This window comes from Alsobacter ponti (assembly GCF_024294805.1).
Classification (GTDB): Bacteria; Pseudomonadota; Alphaproteobacteria; order Rhizobiales; family Beijerinckiaceae; genus Alsobacter; species Alsobacter ponti.
Map to the genome: position 1 here is coordinate 305,989 of NZ_JANCLU010000002.1, position 22,056 is coordinate 328,044.

Annotated in this window: 18 protein-coding genes; 6 read left to right on the forward strand and 12 right to left on the reverse strand. The window is 70.6% G+C overall.

Annotation, left to right across the window (positions count from 1 at the left end):
• Nucleotides 1–8 precede the first annotated feature (8 nt).
• The 3 genes from NK718_RS22080 to NK718_RS03815 form a co-directional block, all read right to left on the reverse strand.
• On the reverse strand, nt 9–950 hold the full coding sequence (locus tag NK718_RS22080) for a VOC family protein (protein WP_307730323.1): 942 nt from the start codon (nt 948–950) through the stop codon (nt 9–11).
• A complete protein-coding gene (locus NK718_RS03810; RefSeq protein ID WP_254738789.1) occupies nt 950–1,570 on the reverse strand; it encodes a TetR/AcrR family transcriptional regulator in 621 nt (206 codons plus the stop codon). Before NK718_RS03810 ends, NK718_RS22080 begins: the two co-directional genes overlap by 1 nt.
• Nucleotides 1,571–1,799: 229 nt before the next feature.
• Nucleotides 1,800–2,459 (reverse strand): RraA family protein, encoded by a 660-nt coding sequence (locus NK718_RS03815; protein ID WP_254738790.1) that lies wholly within the window; start codon nt 2,457–2,459, stop codon nt 1,800–1,802.
• 303 nt (nt 2,460–2,762) lie between these two features.
• Between NK718_RS03815 and NK718_RS03820 the strand changes: the two genes are divergently transcribed.
• Both NK718_RS03820 and NK718_RS03825 read left to right on the forward strand, forming a co-directional pair.
• Nucleotides 2,763–2,927: a hypothetical protein gene (locus NK718_RS03820; protein WP_254738791.1), complete on the forward strand. Its 165-nt coding sequence runs from the start codon at nt 2,763–2,765 to the stop codon at nt 2,925–2,927.
• A gap of 236 nt (nt 2,928–3,163) precedes the next feature.
• A complete protein-coding gene (locus NK718_RS03825; RefSeq protein WP_254738792.1) occupies nt 3,164–3,373 on the forward strand; it encodes a cold-shock protein in 210 nt (69 codons plus the stop codon).
• Between the two features lie 236 nt (nt 3,374–3,609).
• On the opposite strand, the gene NK718_RS03830 is transcribed toward NK718_RS03825, so the two are convergent.
• The 4 genes from NK718_RS03830 to NK718_RS03855 are packed head-to-tail and all read right to left on the reverse strand — an operon-like array spanning nt 3,610 to nt 8,524.
• On the reverse strand, nt 3,610–4,128 hold the full coding sequence (locus tag NK718_RS03830) for a hypothetical protein (RefSeq protein WP_254738793.1): 519 nt from the start codon (nt 4,126–4,128) through the stop codon (nt 3,610–3,612).
• Nucleotides 4,121–7,000 (reverse strand): 2Fe-2S iron-sulfur cluster-binding protein, encoded by a 2,880-nt coding sequence (locus NK718_RS22060; protein WP_305883664.1) that lies wholly within the window; start codon nt 6,998–7,000, stop codon nt 4,121–4,123. The genes NK718_RS03830 and NK718_RS22060 overlap by 8 nt, the downstream gene beginning before the upstream one ends.
• A complete protein-coding gene (locus NK718_RS03850) occupies nt 7,000–7,266 on the reverse strand; it encodes a sarcosine oxidase subunit delta (RefSeq protein ID WP_254738794.1) in 267 nt (88 codons plus the stop codon). Before NK718_RS03850 ends, NK718_RS22060 begins: the two co-directional genes overlap by 1 nt.
• A 7-nt stretch (nt 7,267–7,273) precedes the next feature.
• Nucleotides 7,274–8,524, reverse strand: a complete 1,251-nt coding sequence (locus NK718_RS03855; protein ID WP_254738795.1) for a sarcosine oxidase subunit beta family protein — start codon at nt 8,522–8,524, stop codon at nt 7,274–7,276.
• Nucleotides 8,525–8,604: 80 nt separating this feature from the next.
• Here NK718_RS03855 and NK718_RS03860 point away from each other — a divergent pair, with 80 nt between their 5' ends.
• From NK718_RS03860 to NK718_RS03875, 4 genes are all read left to right on the forward strand, one after another.
• A complete protein-coding gene (locus tag NK718_RS03860; RefSeq protein WP_254738796.1) occupies nt 8,605–9,261 on the forward strand; it encodes a TetR/AcrR family transcriptional regulator in 657 nt (218 codons plus the stop codon).
• Between the two features lie 59 nt (nt 9,262–9,320).
• The gene (locus tag NK718_RS03865) at nt 9,321–10,430 is read left to right on the forward strand and encodes a branched-chain amino acid ABC transporter substrate-binding protein (protein WP_254738797.1); all 1,110 of its coding nucleotides are present in this window, start codon (nt 9,321–9,323) and stop codon (nt 10,428–10,430) included.
• A 278-nt stretch (nt 10,431–10,708) separates the two neighbouring features.
• On the forward strand, nt 10,709–12,400 hold the full coding sequence (locus NK718_RS03870) for a PHA/PHB synthase family protein (RefSeq protein WP_254738815.1): 1,692 nt from the start codon (nt 10,709–10,711) through the stop codon (nt 12,398–12,400).
• 114 nt (nt 12,401–12,514) lie between these two features.
• Nucleotides 12,515–12,826: a hypothetical protein gene (locus NK718_RS03875; RefSeq protein WP_254738798.1), complete on the forward strand. Its 312-nt coding sequence runs from the start codon at nt 12,515–12,517 to the stop codon at nt 12,824–12,826.
• A gap of 6 nt (nt 12,827–12,832) precedes the next feature.
• On the opposite strand, the gene NK718_RS03880 is transcribed toward NK718_RS03875, so the two are convergent.
• From NK718_RS03880 to NK718_RS03900, 5 genes are all read right to left on the reverse strand, one after another.
• Nucleotides 12,833–13,765, reverse strand: a complete 933-nt coding sequence (locus NK718_RS03880; protein ID WP_254738799.1) for a hypothetical protein — start codon at nt 13,763–13,765, stop codon at nt 12,833–12,835.
• Entirely contained in the window at nt 13,762–16,788 is a 3,027-nt protein-coding gene (locus tag NK718_RS03885) for a hypothetical protein (RefSeq protein WP_254738800.1), read from the reverse strand. Before NK718_RS03885 ends, NK718_RS03880 begins: the two co-directional genes overlap by 4 nt.
• Before the next feature lie 37 nt (nt 16,789–16,825).
• Complete coding sequence (locus tag NK718_RS03890; protein ID WP_254738801.1) at nt 16,826–19,138, reverse strand: hypothetical protein; 2,313 nt, start codon at nt 19,136–19,138, stop codon at nt 16,826–16,828.
• Between the two features lie 62 nt (nt 19,139–19,200).
• Nucleotides 19,201–21,411, reverse strand: coding sequence for a hypothetical protein (locus NK718_RS03895; protein WP_254738802.1), 2,211 nt, complete (start codon nt 21,409–21,411; stop codon nt 19,201–19,203).
• Nucleotides 21,412–21,463: 52 nt separating this feature from the next.
• On the reverse strand, nt 21,464–22,056 hold a 593-nt coding region (locus NK718_RS03900; RefSeq protein ID WP_254738803.1), incomplete at its 5' end, for a hypothetical protein.

The following is a 22,056-nucleotide window of genomic DNA, read 5'->3' on the forward strand; positions in this document are numbered from 1 at the left end:
GGACGCGCTCACGCGTCCGGCGGGCAGGCGCCGGGGTTGGCCATGGCGGCTTGCGCGGCCTCGGCCAGTTCGTCAGGGGTCAAGGACCGCTTCGGCGTGCCGAACGACCAGCGGTGGCCGAACGGGTCCTCGATCAGCCCGTAGCGGTCGCCCCAGAACATGTCGGCGGCCGGCATGACGACGCGCGCGCCGGCCGCTTCCGCTCTGGCGATGCTGGCGTCCACGTCGTTCACCGGCAGGTGGATCGTCACCGGCGTGCCGTGCAGCGTCGTGGGGGCCTTGTTGCCCATCTCCGGGAACTCGTCGCAGAGCATCACCGTGGAATCGTTGACCTCGATGCTGGCGTGCATCAGCCGGCCGTCCGGGGTCGGCATGCGCAGGATCTCCCTGGCCCCGAGCGCGCGGGCGTAGAAGTCCAGCGCCTCCGCCGCGCCGCGGCAGACGAGATGGGGCGTCACGCGGTGGACGGTCGTCGCCGAGGGCGCCGAGCGCATGTCGGTCGTCGCGCCGTCCGGGCCGATGAAGGCGGCCTTATTGGTCATCGGATCGAACGGGATCGAGACGTGCTCGTGCGCCACGCGCCACTGGCCGTCGATGCGCTTGTAGCAGGCGGTCACGCGCATCCATGTCGAGCCGCTGGGATGGTCGGCGGGCTCCGGAACGAAGTGGTGCAGCCCGTGCACGAACGCCACGTCGCCGTCGACCTCGACCACGAGATCCTTGTGCTCGGACCGGATCGACTTCGGAAAATACGGGAAGCACGCGTCCCACACGGCCTTGATGGCCTGCGCGCCGACGGTCTTGCCGGGGGGAACGAGGTCGTAGAGCACGGTGTCCGGCGTGTAGGCCGCCACGGCGGCTGCCGAGTCGTGGCGCTCGACCGCGCGCGACCAGTTGGCGATCATGCCGCGGATCGTGGCTTCGTCCTCTCGTTGGCGCTGGGTTGTCATTATCGTCCTCCCTTGTCGTTGCGGGGGTCAAACAGGAGCTTCACGTAGCGGATGAGGTGGTCGATGCTCTCGGCCGCGATGTCCGCTCCGCCTTTCGCCTTGGCGAGGATGAACGCGCCCTGCAGCACCGCCTGGGTGTGGAGAGCGAGGCCGCGCGCGGTCCATTCCGTCTCCGCCATGCCGCGCGCCGCCATGGCGGCGGCGATGTCGGCCTCCACCTTTTCCGCGTGCGTGGAGATCGATGCGTCGCAGGCCTCGCGGATCGCGGGGTGGGAGCCGTAGGCCTCCTGAACCATGGTGCCCACGAGGCAGGTGAACTCGGCGACGTCGCCGCGCAGGATGTCCTTGCGGAAGGCGAGATAGCCGAGCACGCGCTCGAGCGGATCGTCGTGGCGGTGATAGTCGGCGGCCGCGAAGAACGCCCCCGTCACGTCCGACCAGTGTTGGGCGGCGGCGACGGCGAGGTCGTCCTTGCTGCGGAAATGATGGAAGAACGCGCCCTTGGTGACGCCGGCCCTGGCGCACAAATCGTCGACGCTGGTGGCGGAAAAGCCCTGGGCGCGGATCAGGGCGAACGCCGCGTCCAACAGCTTCTCGCGGGCGGATCCGGCGCGCGCCATGCGTCTCCCTCAAGTTGGTTTCTCGATTGACCCGCAAAACATACCAACCGGTCGGTATGGACGCAAGGTCAAAAATGAACCGGCGAGCGGAGGTCGCTCGCCGGTCCACTTGGTTCTCTCCGAAGCGATCTCCCGGTTCGCGAGAGACGCGACCTCGCCGGCCGCCGGAAGCGATGGGGGCGGGGGGCGCCGCCAAACGGGGGCGTCGCGCCGCCGGCCGCGCGGAGCCTCAGAACACGCGGTAGCGCATATAGGCTTCCTGCGGGTCCTGGCCGGCGCGGATGGCCTTCACCATCTCGCCTTCGGTCGCCATCTTGGCTTCGGCGGCCGCGATCACGTCGGCGGCGGCCGGGCCGTCGATCAGGATGATGCCGTCCCGGTCGGCGATCACCATGTCGTCGGGCGCGACCATCTGGCCGCCGATGGCGACCGGCTCGCCGAAGGCCTCGGCCCGCCACGCGCACACGATATCGACCGGCGTGCCGTAGCGCGCGAACACGGGGAAGCGCTGGTCGACGATGGCCTGGATGTCGCGGCAGCCGCCGTCGACGATGTAGCCGCGCACGCCCTTGATCTTCAGCGCCTCGGCCGAGAGCCCGCCGAACAGCGCGCGCACGTCGTCCTGCGGCTGGCACACCACGACGTGCCCGCTCGGCGACTTGGACAGCAGCCCGGCCCACTCGTAGAGCGAGGTGTGCTTGTCGAGCGTCGGGTCGGGGCGGCCGCGCACGGTGAACACGGGGCCGGCCACCCGCATCCAGGGCTCCAGCCCGAGAATCTCGCGCGGCAGCACGCGGATGCGAAGGCCCATGTCCTTCATCACGTCGTGGACGACGGAGCTGTGGCAGGCTTCGAGACGTTCGGCGAGGGACACTTCGGCGCGGGACACTCGGGTTTCCTCCTGTGGCTGTTCTGGGTTGAAGCCGGCGGCGCGTGGAACGAATCCGCCGTTCCGGCATTGAAAATGGTCCGGCGAGCATGACACGCCGCGACGCCGGCCGACATAGTCCTGACACATAAGCCGGCTATATACCGATGCGTAACGCGCATCCCGGCCCTGCCGGTCGATGCGTAGCCCAAGCCGGTCCGACCACGGATGTACTGGCGAGAATGGTTTGGGCAGCGTGGGACAGCCGCCGGCGCAAGCGCCCGGCGGCTTTTTCATTTTGACCGAGCAGGCGAGGAGAGCGGAATGTCCGACAGCACGAAGGCCCAGAACGCCGCCGCCCGAGCCCTGCGAGACGACCAGCGGATGCGCGAGAGCGAGCGCCGGGTGAAGGAACAGCGGGACCGCGATGTGGCGCTCGGCGCCAAGATCCAACGCCTGCGCGCCTTGCGTCTCTCCAAGGAGCAGTGAGCCTGAAGCGCGGCGCGTGTTGAGCGTGCGACGACCCTATTTTGGCGAATGATAGGATTACCACTTGCAATAAAGAATTCCGCCTCTATATTCCTGTCATCGACTTTGGCCGACATTCGGGCCGTCGCTCTGCAGCTTAGCTCGGGCGGACGTTTCAGGTTTCTCCAAAACTCGACTACCAGACGGCCCGCGCAAGCGGTTTCCGTATCTGCACACTCACGTGAAAGACTAAGACTATGACGAATGGCACGGTAAAGTTCTACAACGAGACGAAGGGTTACGGCTTCGTGGCGCCCGACAATGGCGGCCCGGACGCCTTCGTCCACGCCACCGCTCTCGAGCGCGCCGGCATCCGCACTCTCGCCGAGGGCCAGAAGGTCCTGTTCGACGTGCAGCCCGACCGCCGCACCGGCAAGATGGCGGTGAGCAGCATCGAGCTCGCCTGACACACGACGGCTTCGCTGCGGCGCGCATGACGCGGTCCCGCGAAGCCCGTGACGTCAGAGCCGAGGAGCCCGGCGCGTCCTACGAGACGTGACGGGCTCCGATCCAGCCGCCCACCCCGAGGGGAGGGCAGGCGCCCCCGAGCCGTCCCGACCACGGATGTACTGGCGGTTCGGGTTTGGGGGCAGGACGGGGAAGCCGCCCGCGGAGACGCGAGGCGGCTTTTGCGTGTCCGCCGTCAGACGCTTCGCAACCACGCCGCGAGCGCCGCCGCCAGCGGACGCTCGACATGCAGCCGCAGCACGTCCGGCGTTCCGGCGCGATAGGCGACGCAGGGCAGGCCCGCGAACACGACCGAGGCCGACCGCGTCGCGACGTCCGGCGGCAACGTCGTCGCTGCGGCGAGAAGATCGGCGAGCCCGTCGCCGGCGATGTCGACCACCACGAAGCCGTCGTCTATGCGGGTGACCGCGACCGCGGCCTCGTCGTCCCAACCTTCCGAGACGTCCAGCGGCGCGGTCGAGACCAGCAGCGCCCGGTCGCGCGCCACCGCGGCGGCGTAGCGCGGCCCGGTCGCGACGCCGCGAAACCCCACAGGCGCCGAGAGACCGGCCAGCGGCCCGGCTCCGCCACCCAGCCGCCCGCTCACCAGAACCTGCGACAGGCCGTGGACGACACGAATCTCGACGCCCCGCGCCGCGAAGCGCTCATTGCCGGGAAGCGGGGACGCGGTCCAGAATGCGCCGCGGTCAAGCATTGAGCCGGTCTCCTTTCGCATCGTACGCGCAAGGCGGGCGCAGCCGCGCGCGCAGCTCCCGCCCGAGATGGCGCAGCGTTACTTCCTCGCCGTGGCGCGCCGCGCCGCGCGCCACGAGGCCGAGCGCCACGGGCCGGCGCAGGGCGGGGCTGGCGTAGCTCGACGTGACGAAGCCTTCGGAGCGCAACCGGCCGCCGTCCCTGGCGACGACATGCGCGCCGCGCGGCAACGGCGCGCCGTCCACCGTGTCGAGCCCGACGAGCTGCTTGCGGTCCGCCGCCTCGGCCGCTTGCGTGAACAGCGAGCGCTTGCCGACGAAATCGCCCGTCCGCTTCAGCCGTGGGCCGCCGAAGCCGAGATCGTGGGGCATGGTCGTGCCGTCTGTATCCAGCCCGACGACGACAAAACCCTTCTCGGCGCGCAGCGCCATCAGCGCCTCGATCCCGAGCGGCGCGACGCCGAGGTCCCGCCCGGCGGCGAGGAGCCGCTCGTGCAGCTCGGCGGCGCGCGCGGCGGGAACCGACACCTCGTATCCCCGCTCGCCCGTGAAGCTGACGCGCGCCACCGTGGCCGGGCCGCCGGCGAAGCGGCCCTCGACGAACGCCATGTGGGGCAGCGCGGCATCCGACAGGTCGGCGACGATGGAAAGCCGCTCCATCAGGAGGCGGGACAGGGGGCCGCTGACGGCGAGCGTCGCCCAGTGGGTGGTGGCGTTGTGGATGAACAGCCGGGCAGGGTCGAACTGGTCCTGGCGCCACGTCTCGAACCGCGCGTGCATGGCGGCGACGTGCGAGGTCGAGCACGACACGCGGAAGCGGTTTTCGTCGAGCCTCGACACCACGCCGTCGTCGAAGACGATGCCCGTCTCCTCCAGCATGAAGCCGTAGCGCATGCGCCCGGGCGCCAACGTCGAGAGGGTCATGTAGGACTGGAAGTCCATGAAGCGGGCAGCGTCCGGCCCGATGACCTCGATCTTGCCGAGCGGCGAGGCGTCGAACACCGCGACCGCCTCGCGCGCCGCCCTGATCTCCCGCGCCACCGCCTCCGTCATGTCGCCGGGCCCGTAATAGGCGGGCCGCAGCCAGCCGCCATATTCGCCCAGCGTCGCGCCGAGGGCGCGGTGGCGCGCCTCCAGAGGCAGGCGGCGCACGGGATTCATCCGCTCGCCGCCGCGCAAGCCAGCGATCGCCGAAAACGGCACCGGGACGTAGGGCGGACGGTAGGTCGTCGTGCCCACCTCGCCCGGGGCGCGACCGGTGGCGGCGGCGAGCGCGGCGATGCCGTTGACGTTCGACGTCTTGCCCTGGTCGGTCGCCATGCCGAGCGTGGTGTAGCGCTTCAAGTGCTCGACCGAGGCGTAGTTCTCGCGCGCGGCGATGCCGACGTCCTTCACAGTCACGTCGCTCTGCAGGTCGATCCAGGCGCGTCCCCCGGCGTCGCCATTGGGCCAGGCGGGAGCGGCGTCGAGCGCCGCCGGATCGCGGGCGGCGGGCGCGCCGCCGGATTTCGGAACGGCGACCGCGGCGCGTGCCTCCGCCACGGCGGCGGCGAGTCCGAATACGCCGTTCGCCGCGCCGACGACGCTGACGCCTTCGACCGGCGCGCCGGGGACGAAGGCGAGCAGCGCGTCGTCCCAGGCGAGCTTGCCCTTCGCCTGGCAGTAGAGGTGGGCGGTGGGCGTGAAGCCGCCGGAGACGAGCAGCGCGTCGGCCTCGATCCGCGCGCCGCTCGCCAGCGTCGCCGCCCGGACCGCTCGGCGGCCCTCGGCGCGGACCACGCGCTCGCCCGCGAGCACGGCGACGCCGCCGTCCTCGGCGAGGCGGCGCAGGCGCGGCGCGGGCCGGTTGTCGACGAGCGAGACGTGCGCGCCGGCCTCGCGCAGGGCGAGCGCCACCGGATAGGCCGCGTCGTTGTTGGCGGCGACGACGACGCGCTCGCCGACGAGCACGCCGTATTGCCGCAGATAGGCGAGGCCCGCCTCGGCTGAGAGCACGCCTGGGAGGTCGTTGTCGGCGAAGACGAGAGGGCGTTCGATGGCGCCGGCGGCGACCACGATGTGTCCCGCCCGGATGCGCCACAGCCGGTCCGGCGCGCCTTCCGCCCCGCGCTGGAGCGCGCACACGAGCCCGTGGTCGTAGACGCCGTAGGCCGTGGTGTCGGACATCACCGTCCCGCCGGCGCGGGCGATGGCGGCGAGCGTATCGGCGATCCACGCCTCCGCCGCCTGTCCCTCCACCTCGCCGCCGCGCCACAGCAGCACGCCGCCCGGCTCGCGCCGGTCGTCGACGAGCAGCACCGAGCGGCCACCCTCGGCGGCGCTCCTGGCCGCCGCCAGCCCCGCCGGACCGGCCCCGACCACCAGCACGTCGCAGGCGCGATTGCATGGAGCGGCGGGCGCGGCGGGGAGCCAGCCGGGATCGAGCCGCCCGAGCCCGGCCATGGCGCGGATTGCGGGCTCGAACAGTCCCCAGCGCGGCCACAGGAAGGTCTTGTAGTAGAAGCCGGCGGGCAGGAAGCGCGCGAAGGCGTCGATGACGGCGAGGCGGTCCCGCTCCGCGTCCGGAGCGGCGTTGACAGAGGCCGCCGCGAGGGTCCGGCCTTCCTCCAGATACACGGTGGTGGCGCGGGCGTCGGGCTCGCGCCGTCCGTCGCGCGTCACGTCGAGGATGGCGTTGGGCTCCTCGGTCCAGTGCCCGAACACGCCGCGCGGGCGGTGATACTTGAAGCTTCGGCCGACCGTCGAGACGCCGTTGGCGAGCAGGGCGGAGGCCAGCGTGTCGCCGGCGAAGCCGCTCAGGGCCTTGCCGTCGAAGCTGAACGGGATCGGGCGCGCGCGGTCGATGCGCCCGCCTTGCGGGAGGCGGCGGGCCATCACGCGCCCTCCGGCCGCAGCCCGACGCCGGGCTCTGCGGCGTGGGTCACGTTGTCGCGCGCCAGCAGGAACAGTTCGCCGCAGGGCTGGTGCATCCAGATCTCGCGCACCGGCCCCTTCTCGTTGCGCTGGAGATAGAGGTAGGCGGCCCATTCGGCCTCGCCGACCGCGCGGCCGCCCTCCGGGCGCTGCTTGCCCGCCTCGCCCATGAAGCGGAACTCGGTTTCGTCGCGCGCGCCGCAAAACGGGCAGGTGAAGATCTGCATGGTCGCCTCAATGCGCGATGCCGGAGCCCGCCGCCTCGTCGATCAGCGCGCCGCGCGCGAAGCGATCGAGGTCGAAGGGCCGGCTGATCTCGTGGTGCTCGCCGCGCGCGAGCAGGTGGGCCATCAGGAAGCCTCCGGCCGGAATGGCCTTGAAGCCGCCGGTGCCCCAGCCGCAATTCAGGAAAAGGCCCGGCAGCGGCGAGGGGCCGATGATCGGCGAGCTGTCGGGCGCGACGTCGACGATGCCGGCCCATTGCCGCATCAGCTTGAGCTGCCCGAAGGCCGGGAACATCTCGAGGAGGCCGGAGATGACGGCTTCCTGCACCGGCGGGTTGCCGCGCTGCGCGAAGGAGGTGACGCGGTCGATGCCGCCGCCGAACACCAGCTCGCCTTTGTCCGACTGGCTGACATAGACGCCCGTGCCGAGCGACAGCACCACGGTGTCGAGCGCGGGCTTGATCGGCTCGCTCACCATGGCCTGCAGCGTGTAGACGTGCAGCGGCAGCTCGAACCCCGCCTTGGCCGCCAGCACCGCGCTGTGGGACGCCGCCGCCAGCCCGACTCGGCCGGCGCGGATCGGTCCGCGCGCGGTGACGACGCCGGCGCACGCGCCGTTCTCGACGATGAAGTCCAGCACCTCGCAGTTCTGGATGATGTCGACGCCCAGCCGGTCGGCGGCGCGGGCGTAGCCCCAGGCCACGGCGTCGTGGCGCGCCACCCCGGCGCGGCCCTGCCAGAACCCGCCGAGCACCGGATAGCGCGAGCCGGGCGAGGTCGCCAGCAGCGGCGCGACGCGGCGGACGCGCTCGGCGTCGAAGAGCTCGGCGTCGGTGCCGTTGATCTGCATCGCGTTGACGATGCGGGCGCAGACGTCCATCTCCATCTCGGTGTGCGCGACGGTGAGGATGCCGCGCTGCGAGAGCATGATGTTGAAGTCGAGCTCCCGGCTCAGCCCCTCGTAGAGCCGCAGGGCGAGGTCGTAGAGCGCCACGCTCTCGGGGTAGAAATAGCTGGAGCGCACCACGGTGGTGTTGCGGCCGGTGTTGCCGCCGCCAATCCAGCCCTTCTCGACCACCGCGACGCGCCGGACGCCGTGGACCCGGGCGAGGTAGTACGCCGTCGCGAGCCCGTGGCCGCCGCCGCCGACGATGACGACGTCGTAGTCGGGCTTCGGCTCCGGGCTGCGCCAGGCCGGGGTCCAGCCCCGGTGGCCGCGCAGGCCCTCGCGCAGGAGTCGGGCCGCCCCGTAACCAGTCATGCCGCCGCTCTCTCCGTGGTACGTGTTGCTCAGCTTCCGTACAGTATTGTATGGTCTCCGGGGCAGCAAGGGGCGTGGCCATGGCGCGCGAGGACGGGGCGGAGGAGCGGCGCGACGGCGACCCGTCCGAACGTTTGGGGCGTGCGGACTGGATCGCGGCGGCGCGCGCGACGCTGATCGAGCAGGGCGTGGCGGCGGTGAAGGTGGACGCGCTGGCGCGCCGTCTCGGCGTCACGCGCGGCAGCTTCTACTGGCACTTCAAGTCGCGCGACGCGCTGTTGTCGGCGCTGCGCGAGGAGTGGCGGCGCAGCACCGTCGCGCCGTTCGCGGAGGCGCTGGAGAGCGACCGGGACCGCCCGGCGGTCCAGCTCCTGCGCTTCTGCCGGGTGTGGCTCGACGAAAAACGCTACGATCCGCGCTTCGACGCCGCCCTGCGCGACTGGGCGCGCTCCGCGCCGGAGGTCGACCGTCTGGTGCGTGCCGCCGACGACGAGCGCCTCGACATGCTGCGGGGCCTGTTCGCGAGGCTCGGCTACGAGGCGCGCGAGGCAGAGGCGCGGGCGCGTATTCTCTATTACCATCAGGTCGGCCATTACGCCCTGCACATCGTCGAGCCGGCCGCCTTGCGCCGCGAGCTTCTGCCCCATTATTTCCGGGTGCTCGCGGGTTTCCCAATCCCGCCGGACGCCGACTGCGGACCCAAGGCTTCGGTCGAGGAGGATCGTCGCGGCGGTTGAATTGAAGCCCGGACCGTGCAGGTGTGTACGGACGGTCGTTGAGAGAAGGAGTGTTTGTCATGCGCAATTCGTTCGTGCCGTCCCTGGCGGGGCTGGCGCTGTTGCTGGCGGGCGCGCCGGCCGGCGCGCAGGACCTCACCATCGCGGTGGTCGGCCCGATGACGGGCGCGATCGCCACCATCGGCGAGCAGCAGAAGCGCGGCGCCGAGAACGCCGCCGCCCTCATCAACGAGGCGGGCGGGGTCAACGGGCGCAAGATCAAGATCGTCGTCGAGGACGACATGTGCGATCCGAAGCAGGCGGTGGCCGTGGCCAACCGCCTCGTCGGCAACCGCGTCAAGTTCGTCGCCGGCCATGCCTGCTCCGGCGCGTCGATCCCGGCCGCGGACGTCTACGCCGAGAATAACACGCTGATGATGAGCCCGGCCTCGTCGAACCCCGTTCTCACCGACAAGGGCAACCCGACGATCATGCGCCTCTACGGCCGCGACGACGCGCAGGGCGCGTTCATCGGCCCGTGGATCGCCGCCAAGTACAAGGGCAAGAAGATCGCCGTGCTGCACGACAAGTCCGCCTACGGCAAGGGCCTGGCGACCGTCGTGAAGGAGAAGATGAACCAGGCCGGCCAGACCGAGGTGCTGTTCGAGGGCATCAACGCCGGCGAGAAGGACTACGGCGCGGTGGTCACCAAGCTGAAGTCGGTCGGCGCGGAGGTGGTCTATTTCGGCGGCTACCACACCGAGGCCGGTCTGATCCTGCGCCAGGCGGCGGACCAGGGCTACAAGCCCACGCTGATCATGGGCGACAGCATCGCCACGTCCGAGTTCTGGGCCGTGTCCGGCCCGGCGGGCGAGGGCACGCTGTTCACCTTCCCGACCGATCCGCGCCGCTCCCCGACGGCGGCCCCGGCGCTCGCTTTGTTCAAGTCGCAGAACTACGAGCCGGAAGGCTTTACCCTGTTCAGCTACGCGGTCGTGCAGGCGATCGCCGAGGGCGTGAAGCGGGCGGGCTCCGACGATCCGGCGAAGGTCGCCAAGGCTCTGAAGGACGGCAAGCCGGTCGAGACCGTGCTGGGCGCCATCCAGTTCGACGCCAAGGGCGACATCAAGGACCCGCGCTACGACATCAATCTGTGGCACGACGGCAAGTACGCCCCGATTCCGCAGTAATCCCGTCCGAAACGACGAGTTTCCCGCGCGGCGGCCTCCCCGGGGGCCGCCGCGTTTTTGTTGCGCGACAGCACGCGGTCTGATCGGCATCAACGACGGACGCACGCATGGCGTGCATGATCAGGCGTTTACCACCGGGATGCGACCTCATGCGCAAGGCCTCCGAACGCCGCGGAACCGTGATCCGCTTTCCCTACGCCGAGCCGGCGGCGACGCCCTCGCCGTCGCTCGCGCCGGAGGAGCCGCTGGGCCGCGAGGCGTTTCGCGCGCTCGACCGCATGTCCGAGGCGACGCTGGCGCCGTTCACGCGCGGCGTGTCGCCGGCCGCCCTCATGCTCGCCTCGTTCGACTGGCTGCTGCATCTGGCCGTCGCCCCCGGCAAGCGCATGGAGCTTGTCGACAAGGCGGCGCGCAAGAACGCCCGCTTCCTGTCGCACGTCGCCGCGACGGCGCTGGGGCAGGACGCGCCGCCCTGCATCGAGCCGCTGCCGGGCGACCATCGCTTCCGCGCGCAGGCGTGGGGAAGCCCGCCCTGGAGCCTGTGGAGCCAGGGCTTCCTGCTGACGCAGCAATGGTGGCACAACGTGACGCGCGAGGTGCCGGGCGTGTCGCCGCATCACGAGGAGGTGGTCTCCTTCGTGGCGCGCCAGCTCCTCGACATCGTGTCGCCGTCAAACAACCCGGCGCTCAACCCCGAGGTGCTGGAGCGGACGCGCGACAGCGGCGGAGCCAACTTCCTGACCGGCTTCTCGAACTGGCTGGAGGACGCCTCGCGCCTCGCCACGGGCCGACCGCCGGTCGGCTCGGACGCGTTCGTTCCCGGCCGCGAGGTGGCGGTGACGCCGGGCAAGGTGGTCTTCCGCAACCACCTGATCGAACTGCTTCAATACGCGCCGACGACGGAGACGGTGCGCGCCGAACCGGTGCTGATCGTGCCGGCCTGGATCATGAAGTACTACATCCTGGACCTGTCGCCCCATAACTCGCTGATCCGCTACCTCGTCGAGCACGGGCACACGGTGTTCTGCGTGTCGTGGCGCAACCCGGGAGCCGAGGACCGCGACCTGACGCTCGACGATTACCGCCGGCTGGGCGTCATGGCGGCGCTGGACGCGATCGACGCGATCGTGCCGGACCGCAAGGTCCATGCCGCGGGCTACTGCCTGGGCGGCACGCTGCTCGCCGCCACCGCGGCGGCGATGGCGACGCGCGGCGACGACCGCCTGGCCTCGCTGACGCTGCTCGCCGCGCAGACCGACTTCACCGAGCCGGGCGAGCTGGCGCTGTTCATCGACCACAGCGAGCTGCACTTCCTCGACAGCATGATGTGGAACCGGGGCTATCTCTCGACCGACCAGATGGCCGGCGCGTTCCAGCTCCTGCGCAGCAACGACCTCGTCTGGTCGCGCCTCGTGCGCGAGTACCTGATGGGGGAGCGCGCGGCGATGACGGACCTGATGGCGTGGAACGCCGACGCGACGCGCATGCCCTACAAGATGCACTCCGAATATCTGCGCCGCCTCTACATCGACAACGAGCTCGCCTCCGGCCGCTTCATGGTGGAGGGACGGCCGGCGGTCATCCAGAACATCCGCGCGCCGATGTTCGTCGTCGGCACGGAGGCCGATCACGTCGCGCCGTGGCGGTCGGTGTTCAAGATCCACTATCTCGCCGACACCGACGTCACCTTCGCGCTCGCCAGCGGCGGGCACAATGCCGGCATCGTGAGCGAGCCGGGACATCGCAACCGGCACTATCGGCTGGCCACCAAGCACGCGAACGAGATGTGCGTGAGCCCGGAGGAATGGGCGGCGGCGCTGGAGCCGACCGCCGGCTCCTGGTGGACGGCGTGGGAACGCTGGCTGACGCGCCATTCCAGCGAGACGCGCGTCAAGCCGCCCGGCTTCGGCGGGGCCGGCGCGCGCCGGCGCATGGACGACGCGCCGGGAACCTACGTGCTGCAGCGCTGAGTCAGCGCGCGCGCCGGACGGGAATGGGCCGGAGGCGGGTTTCGTGCGTTAATCGCGCGATGCAAGCCGGAGGACCGCACCCTGACACAATTCCGTAACGCCGCCGCGCTCGTGGTGCTGGCCGTTCTGGCCTGGCCCGCCGCGGCCCGCGCCGCCGATCCGCAATGCGCCTCCCAGGCGCGCGAGCAGGCCCGCGCGCTGCTCGCCTTCCATGTCGGCCCGGACATCGGCTCTCCCGTCGACGTCGCGCCCGACGTGCGGGTCTTGCCGCCGGTGCGCGCATTGGCCGGTTCGCACCGCTTCGCCGTGCTGGAGCTGTGGGGATCGGTCTACAAGGCGCGCTACCGCATGCGGCTGATCTACCACGTGCTGGGCCCGGACTGCGTGCTGATGGGCCAGGAGATTTTCGAGGCGAGCGCGCCCTGAGCACGGTCACGCGGGGCAGGGGGCCCAGCCAACCTGCAGCCCGATCCCCTGCGCGGTCAGGGCGAGGCCGAGCACCGAGGGCCGCACCATCCCGTCGCGCCACAGCCTCTCGAACGCGCCACCGAGCGGATCGCCGGCGCGGCGTCCGAGCCGGCGCAGGTCGTCCGGCGCGCGCAGGCCGGCGCGCGACGCGCCCAGGAACAGGGAGAGCGCTAAAGGCTTGCCGTCCGCATCGAAGGCGAGGCTGAGCCCGAGGCGCGGACCCGCCAGTGCTTCGGCGGGCGGCGCGTCGCGGAGCTCGCCGAGCAGAGCGGCGGCTTCGGGCAGCAGGCGCGTCGCGCCGACCGCTTCCGCCGCGCGATAGACGACGTGGGGAGCGCATCGCTCGACCCGCCAGTAATATTCGACGCCGGCCGCCGAGACGCCGACCATGCGAAGTTCGCCCGTTTCCGGCCAGTCGGCGCGCACGCCCGCGCCGGCCAGCTCCCCCGCGCGCTGCGGGATCTCGGCGTAGAGCTTCAGCGCGTCGCCTTCCGGCGCGTGCCGGCCGCCCAGCCACGCGCCCCAGGCGAGCCCGCCTTCCGCCTGCGCCCGTGCGATCCCGGCGAGCGCCTCGGCGTCGAAGCCAGCGAAGCCGAACCGCGCGGCCAGCGCGAGCGCGCGATCCAGCCGCCGCACCTCGGGCGTGGCCGGCGGCGCGACCTCGCTCGTCCAGCCGATGCCGGCGCGCCCCGGCCGCCAGACGATCTCGACCGGCGAGCCGCCCGGCGCGAGGCGGCTCCAGCGCCAGATGGCGTCGCCCGGCGGCGCTCCCTCCGCGCCGAACGCGGCCGCCAGCGCGCCGAGCCGGCAGGCGGCGCGGTCCGCCGGCTCGCCGGCGGCCTCGCGCAGCCGCCGCAGCACGGACGCGTGCCAGCACGGCCGCGCCGGCGCGTTCACGGCCCGACGCCGACAATGGTGTCGGTGGTCGTCAGGGTGCGCCGGGTGAGCGCGTTGTCCGCACCCACCATGGCGATCTGCACGTCGAAGCTGCGGCGCGCCGGGTCGAGCAGCGCGATGCGCACGCCGCGCGGGGCGGTGTCCGCGCCCTCGAAGACGATGCGCTCGTTGCGGCGATAGGCGTTGGCCGGGTCGGCGTAGCTGACGTCGACGAAGACGTTGCGCATCGCGTCGGCGCGCCACAGCGGCACGAGCTGGATGTCCAGCGCGTCCTCGAAGGGATCGTCGACCGACACCGCCGAGGCGGTCGTCGTCACCGCCGGGCTCTCCACCACGCGCCCGTTCTTGAGGTGGTGGCGCATCGTGTAGCTGTATTCCGAGGCGTGGCGGTCCGACGACCGCAGCCGCCATGTCTGCGCCTCGCCGCCGGGGCGGACGATGACGGTCCGGCGCGCCTTCCAGCCGCTCGGGTCGTCATAGGCGAGCATCACCTCGGTGAAGTCGACCATGGCGGCGTCCATCCGGTTGGGCAGCACCGAGATTTCGAGGAAGCCGAGCATGTTCTGCGGCAGCACGGTCTGCGTCCGGTCCGTGGTGTCGACGGGCGGGATCTCGTAGCTCAGCTTCTCGCCGTCCCAGCCGGCGTTCGGATCGAACTGGTACTGCACCGAGTAGCGGTAGCCGGAGGCGAGGTCCGGGCTCATGAAGGTGGTGAAGGCGTTTCGCGTCGGGCTGGCGCGGTCGAACACGAAGTCCTTGTGCTTCAGGCTCGCCGGGTCGTCCGGGTCGCCGTAGTCGATCGACACCTGCGCCGAGAGGAGCCCGATGCGCGCGTAGTCGATGGGCGCGTCGACCACCACCTCGAAGCGGCGGAAGAACGGGTCGTCGAGATCGACCTCGACGAAGTGCTTGGAGGGGTCGGCGAGGTCCCTGAGCAGCAGGCCCAGGAAGCCCTGCGGCGCGTAGGACGCCTGCACCGCTTCCGTGCGGTTGTAGGAGAGCGTCATCTTCTTGCGCTCCTCCTGCCGAATGTATTTCAGCCGCAGCGACACCAGCGCCGGCGTGCCGGAGGGCGACGCGGCGGGGGTGGAGGCTGGCTTGGGGTCCTCCTTCTTCGGCGGCGTGTCGTTCTTCGGCGGGTCCTCCTTCTTGGGCTCGTCCTTTTTCGGCTCGTCCTTCTTAGGTTCGTCCTTCTTGGGCGGCTGCACGTCGGCCGGGCGGGAGACCTCGGCGACCAGCACGGTCTCGTCGACGCCGTCCTCGCCGCGCACCGTGCCGGTGATCTCGACGACCCTGTCGTCGGGGAAGTCGGGGCCGGTCCCGTCGGGGTGGCTGACGCGCGGCGGCGTGGCGTTCTGCGCGCGGGTCTGGCCGAGCGCCTTCAGGTCGCTGGGGGGAACGGTGGCGGCGGAGCCGATGATCTCAAGCGCCACGTCGACCCGCCGCGACGAGAGGGCCTGGTTGTCCTTGGCCTTCTCGGGGTGGCCCTCGTAGCTGGCGTGGCCTTCGACCTTGACGATGGCCGGCGAGGCGAGGCGCTTCAGCCAGTCGCGCAGGGCCTGCGGCCCGTTGCCGGTCGGGGCCTGCCCCTGCACCCCGCTGGCGTCCATCAGGCGGTCGTCGCGCGGCGTCATCGTGCCGGCGGCGTAGGCCTTGCAGTCGGGATGCTGGCGGTTCCACGTGCCGCGCCCGGCCAGCGCCGGGTCGAGCGGCCGCGGATAGGTGAAGAACAGCCGGAACGTCTCGGTCTTGGTGGTGGCGGCCTTGCCCGGCCAGCGTATCTCGATCTTGCGCGTCTGGCCGGCGGGCACGTCGAGCACGACCTTGCCGTCGCGCAGCGCGACGTCCTGTCCGTCGACCTTGGCCTTGGCGTTGGCGGCGTCGCCCAGCGCGACCAGTTCCTCGTTGCCGCTCTCGGAGGGCGTCAACGTCGCCGTGCGCTCGGCGGGAGCGCCGTCGGGCGTGCGAGAGACGATCTTCAGCGCGGCCTTCTGCCGCTGCGGCGCGGGCTGCGCGGCGGGCGTGACGGCGGCCTCGGGCTTCTTGTCCTCGGCCGGCTTGCCCGTCTTGTCCTCGGTGGGCTTCTTGTCCTCCGGGGTCTTCTTGTCGTCCGGCTTCTCGACCGCCTTGGCGTCCGGCTGCATGGATTTCAGCCGCGTCATCACGGCGTCGAGCGCTTCCGGCTTGGCCATCCGGCTCTCGATGTCGGCCGGGGTCAGCGTCGGCTCGAACCATTTGGCGAGGAGGTCCTGCTTGAAGAAGTCGAGCGCCCACTTCTCCTTGGTCTCGCGGTCGGCGGCGTTGCTGAAATTGATGACCTCGATGGTGATCGCGCCGTTGGCGACCAGCGACTCGAATCCGGCGTCGATGCCGGCCCGGAACCAGTAGACCTGCGCCTCCAGCCCGGCGCTGAAATGCTGGAAGATCTTCTCGTAGTCGGCGGTGATCTTGATCTGCAGGGACGGGCGCAGCCCGGTGTATTTCAGGTCGTAGATGACGCCGACCGGCGTCGTGCCCTGCTCGAACGCCTGCTTGAGGATGGTCGCGCCTTCCTGGGTCAGGGTCAGGGAGAACGCGGCGGTGTTGTCGCCGGCCATCGAGGGCGTCGTCGCGCCGCTGATCGCCTCGACCGCGCGGAACGTCCCCGGCGGGTCCTGCGCGCGCGTGCCGCCGCCGCCTTCCAGGTCGAGCGCGACGCAGCGCACCGTGCCGGAATCGAACGGCGTCGCGGTGAGGATCGGCTCGCCCGAGGGTACGAGGGCGCGCACGGCGGCGAGGATCTTCTGCTCCGTGGCGCGCGGCAGGCGCAGCGTCGATTCCAGCGTCAGGAACCCGCCGCCCTTCGTGCCGCCGGCGGCGTCGGCCGGCTTCCACGAGATCAGCGTGAAGGCGGCGCGGTTGTCCGGCTGCCGGCGCGCGATGTCGACCGGGGCGGGCAGGTACCAGAACTGCCGGGGATTGGCGTGGTCGCGAAACACCGTGACGCCGTCGACGGTGAGCGTGTCGGAGCCGAATTGCAGCATGGTCGAACTCCCGAATGCGAGGAGGGGGGCGGCGCCGTCAGGGCGCCTTGACGGAGAGGACCGCGTCCTCGCCCGCCTGCCAGTCGGTCTGGGTGGTCATGCCGTTGGCGTGCCGGTAGAGCGCGCGCCACTCGTAGCCGCCGCGCGCGGCGTCGACATAGGCGAACTCGAACGTCCCCACGTCGGCGGGGTCGTCCAGCGTCACCGTGTCCTCGACGTCGATGCCGGCGGAGGGGTCGAGGTAGCGCAGGTCGACGACGATGCTGTCGAGCCGCGCCGCGACGAAGTCCGCCGGCCCGCGCACCTTGACGATGCGCTGGCCGCGCATGTCGGGGCGCACGATCAGCGGCGAGCGGCGCACCTGGCTCGGCGGCACCTCCAGCACCGTGCCGCCCTTCATGATGGTGGTGACGGAGAACGTCACCGTCTTGTTGGCGGGGTCGCGCAGGTCGACCACGAAGCTCCGCGTCCCCTTGTCGGTGGGCGTGAAGACGAAGCTCTCGTTCTGGCTGAACGCGTTGGCCGCGTCCTCGTAGGACAGGTCGACGAAGATCTGCTCGACGTCCTCCCAGCGCGGCACGGCGGGCACGACGTCGATGCGCAGCCGCGTCGCCGCGAACGGGTCGCGCACGTCGATCAGCTCGCCCTCCGCGTCGATCCACGTCCCCTCGACATCGGCGTTGCTGGCGGCGCGGTGGGTCAGCCGGTACTGGTAGGCGCGCTTGCCCTTGTCGACGACGAGGTAGCTCCAGGCCGCCTCCTTCTTGTCCTTGGAGAGCAGGATGGAGTCCTCGATGCGCACCGCATTGGCCTCGTCGCGGTAGCGCAGGTCGACCTGCACGCGCGGGAAGCGGTCCCACGGGTACTTGTCGGCCGAGACGATCGCCACCCTGGGGCGGCCGAACAGCTCGGCCGGCTGCACTTCCAGCACCTCGGTGGTGATGGTGCGGGGCGGCGAGGTGAGCGAGGTCGGCACTTCGCCCGTCCCGTCCGGCTTCAGGTTGACGGTGAACCGCGCGTCGACCTCCGGCTTGACGTGGCCGTTGGCCAGCACCGACGCCCAGCTGACCGTGGCTTCCTCGTTCTGCTTGGTCAGCGACACGTCGTGGCGGTCGCCGCCATAGTTGAGCATCACCTGCACGGAGGCGAGGTCCGCCATGTCGCCGAGGTTGCGCACGCGCACGCGACGGCGCTCGAACCACGGGTCGTCGGCGTCGACCTCCAGGATGTAGCGCGACGGGTCGTCGCCGGCGCGCAACTCCTTGAACAGCCCGGCGAGGTGGCCCTGCGGGTAGATGGTGCGGATCGTCGCCGTGCGCTCCGAGATGGTGACGTCGAGACGCCTTTTGTCCATGCGCGAGTAATGCTGATGGCTGTAGGAGAAGGTGCCGATGATCGCGCCGATGCCGCCGCCCATCGCCGCCTGCTGGCCCATGCGGTTGAGGTCGCCGATCAGCTCGGTCGCCTTGTCCCAGCCGTCCGGCCGCGGCCTGTCCGGCTGCAGGCTGGGCTGGAAGAAGGCGCTGGTGATCATCTCCTGCACGCGCGCCTTGGCGGCTTCGAACTTCGCCGCGTTGGACTGGCCCTCGTCGCCCGCCTCGGGCACGAAATTGTCCATCTCGAGCACGATCGCCTGGTTCTCGACCAGCTTGTCGACGGCCTCGCCGATCTGCACGCTGTCGAACAGGCCCTCGTGGCCGAACTGCTCGTCGAGCCGGTCCTGCACCCGGTCCCAGTCGATGTGCAGGCGCACCGAGAAGGCCGGCCGCAGGATGGCGTAGTCCAGCGAGTACACCACCAGCACCGGGGCCATCTCGGTCTTCAGCGCCTGCTCCATCACGGCCGCGCCGTACTGGTCGAGTTGCACCGAGAACGCGGCCGCGTTGTCGCCGAACAGCGAGGGCTTGGCCGCCTGCTGGATCTTCAGCACGAAGCGGGGCTTGTCCGCCGCGGCCGGCGCGGGCGCGGGCGCGCCGGGCCGCGGCGGTGTCGGCGCAGGGGTTTCCTGGCCGAACACCATGAGCCTCACCGTGCCGTCGAGCACGGGCACCGGCACGAGCGAGGGCGTGGCGGGCAGGCGGCCGAGCCGCTTCACCTCCGCCGCGATGTCGTCGCGCTCGGCCTGGGTGAGGCCGATATGGACGTCGAAGTTGAAGAACCCGCCGTTGCCGGCGACCTCCGACTTGTACTTGATGAGCTGGACCTGCGGCACGTCGCGCCCGGTCGCCTCGTCGCGCACGCGCCTCAGGCGCGGGGAGACGGGCAGGTAGTAGCAATAGAGCGGGTCCAAATGGTCCCGGTAAACCATCACCCCGTTGATGAAGTAGAACGGCGGCTCGAGGTAGATCATGGAGGCCTCCGGGCAGGTCCGGAGGGAGACGCCGCCCGAGGGGCGCGCCTCCCCGGGGGATGTCAGTTCGGCAGTTCGAGCACGAGCGTGGCGTCGTGCGAGCGGGTCGGCCCGAGCGCCTTGCGCGTGCCGTCCTGCATGAAGAAGGTCGCCGAGAGGTCGTAGTCCGTCTTGGCGGCGTTCTTGATCGGCGCGAGCCAGGGGCCGGGCTTGTCGTTGGCGCCGCGCAGCGTGTAGCTCTGCTTGAGCTGGATGTTGTTGTCGGCGTCGGCGTATTCGAGCTGCACGATGACGAGCTTCGTCTTGCCCCAGTCGATCAGGTCGGGGACGATCTCGACGCGCAGCTCCGCCACGTCCTCGCCTTCGAGCACCGTATTGCCGACCACGGTCTTCTTCGGGATCGGGGAGGAGGTGCCGTTCTTGTAGAGGATCTGGCCGGTATAGGTCAGCGTGCCGGCCTTCTCGTCGATCACCGGGAACGACCAGTCGTCGAAGCGCTTGCCCGCCTTCGACAGCGCGAAGGAGCGCTCCTGCCGGTAGGCGTGGTCGGGGTCCTCGTAGAGGAAGTCGAGGAACAGCGTGTCGATGCGGGTGTCGAAGTCGCCCTTCGAGCGCACCGAGACGGAGCGCGTCGCGCTGAACGGGTCGTTGACGTAGAGCTGCTCGCTGCGCCCCTCGCGCTCCGGCCCCTCGATCTCGCGGCCGCCCTTCATGAAGTACTTGAACTTGTACTTGTAGGGCTTGTCGCGCGGCACGAAGATCAGCTCGCGCACGCCGAACGTGGTCTGCTGCTTGTCGAGCGTGAAGACGCGCTCGATGCGCGGCACCTGCGCGCCGTCCTCGTAGGACAGCATCACCTGCACGCGCTCAACCTGGTCGAAATTGATGTCACCGACGGTGACGTCGACCACCCAGATGCCGAGGTCGGCGACGTTGATCGTCAGCACCTTGGAGGTGGTCTTCTGCTCGGGCGACTTGAACACGCGGTCCTCGCCCTTGTAGTTGACCACGTAGGAATAGCTGTAGGCGCCGTCGCCGCCGTCGTAGTAGACGTCGAACTTCTCGATGTCCTCCGGCTTGCGGAACGAGTAGGTCTCGCCGGCCGCCGGCTTGCCGGGCGGCTGGTAGCTCCACGTCACGTCGACGCTGAAGATCGGCAGCTTCACGAAGTCGGCGTTGACCTGCACGCGGACGGTGAACTTCTTGAAGAACGGATCGTCGGCGTCGACGACGGTCGCCACCTGCTCCCACTTCACCGTCTTGCCGTTGACCTGCAGCCCGCCGATGCTGTCGAGCGGGGCCTGCGGGTTGTTCACCGCCTCAACGGCCGATGCGCCCTTGTAGACGACATTCACCGCCGCGAAGCGCGACGTGTTCACCGTGCGCTTGATGTTCTCGTAGCCCTGGTCGCGGATCTTGGAGACGTCGCGGTTCTCGGGCGGAATGGCCTCCAGCAGGTTGCGCTTGATGCCGTCGTCGAGCTGCTGGCGGACCGAGTCCTCGATCGTGGCCTTGATCTTTTCGGCCTGCGCGGGGTCCATGCCCGCCGGCGGGATCAGCGGCCGCGTCCATTCGAGCTTGCGGGATTCCGACTTGGAAATGTACTCGCTGATGTTCTCGGTATAGTCGTCCTCGCTCCAGAAATTGTCCTCGACGTCGACGGTCTGCGAGAAGCTCATGAAGGCCGAGGCGTCCCAGTGGCCGACCAGTTCGGAATCCGGCATGCGGCCGTAATAGGACAGCGTGTAGAACACGTTGATCATGCCGTTGCCCTGGCGCTGCATGACCTGCTCGAACACGGCCGCGCCTTCGGGCGAGAACTCCGCCGACACGGCGACCGCGTTGTTGCCGAACAGCGAGGGCACGCCGGCCGAGTTGACGCGCTGCACCAGCACGCCGCCGGAATCGAGGATGTCGATGCGCACCGTTCCGCGCGTGAAGGTGGGCCGCCCCAGCTTCACCTGCACCTGGCCGCCGGCGCCCATGCCGCGCCTGGCGCGGCTGCGCTGCTCGCACCAGGCGCGGACCTTCGCCTCGGTGGCCGGCAGCATGTTCAGCTCGACGCCGAAATAGACGAGGCCGCCGCCGCGCTTGCCGTCCTCGCGGTCGATCGGAAGGCGGTACTTCACGTAGGCGAAGTTGGGCAGGCCGTTGTCGCGCCGCATCAGATAGCGCGGCGTCTGCGGGAACACGTAGTACTGCTCGGGGTCGATGTCGTCGACGAACACCACCACGTCGTCGATCAGTTGTTGGTCGTTCATCAGTTGCAGCATTGCCGGTCTCCGTGGACGCGAGTTGGGTAAGGGCGGGCGCGGGGAGCGCGGCCTATGGCGGTCGCTGGCGCAGCCAGGCGGCGAGGTCGGCCGACAGCGAGGTCTCGACGCGGCCGGGCATGGTGCGGGCCGTCTCGGCCAGGAGCTCGCCCTGAGCGGCGTCGGAGCCGCCGACGGCGTGCAGGCGCGCCAGCGTCTCCGCCGCGCGGTCGATCGCCTCTTCGCGCACCCGCGCCGTCAGCTCTGCCGGAGCGCCCGGGTCGGCCTCGACCGCGAGCGTCAGCCGCCCATCCCCGACGGCGCGGCGCAGCAAGCTCTTGAAGTCGTCGTCCTCGCCGAGTCCGGTCAGCAGCTTGCCGGGGTCGCCGGACAGGCGCGCGGCGGCGCGCGTCTCGGTGGCCAGCGCCACGTCGTAGACGACGGAGAGCCGCTCCGGGCCCGCGCCGTCGACGGCGCGCCGCACGGCCTCGCCGTCGCCGCCGGCCAGCATGGCCTGGAACGCGGCCTGGAAGGGCGGCAGCGGTGAGGGCGTGGCGCGCGCGAGATCCCGCGCGGCCCCGTCCCGCGCCAGCACCAGCCGCGCGCCGCGCACCGTCACCGGAGCCATGGCGAGGCGCGGCGCGTCGCCGCCCGGCGCGCGCGCCG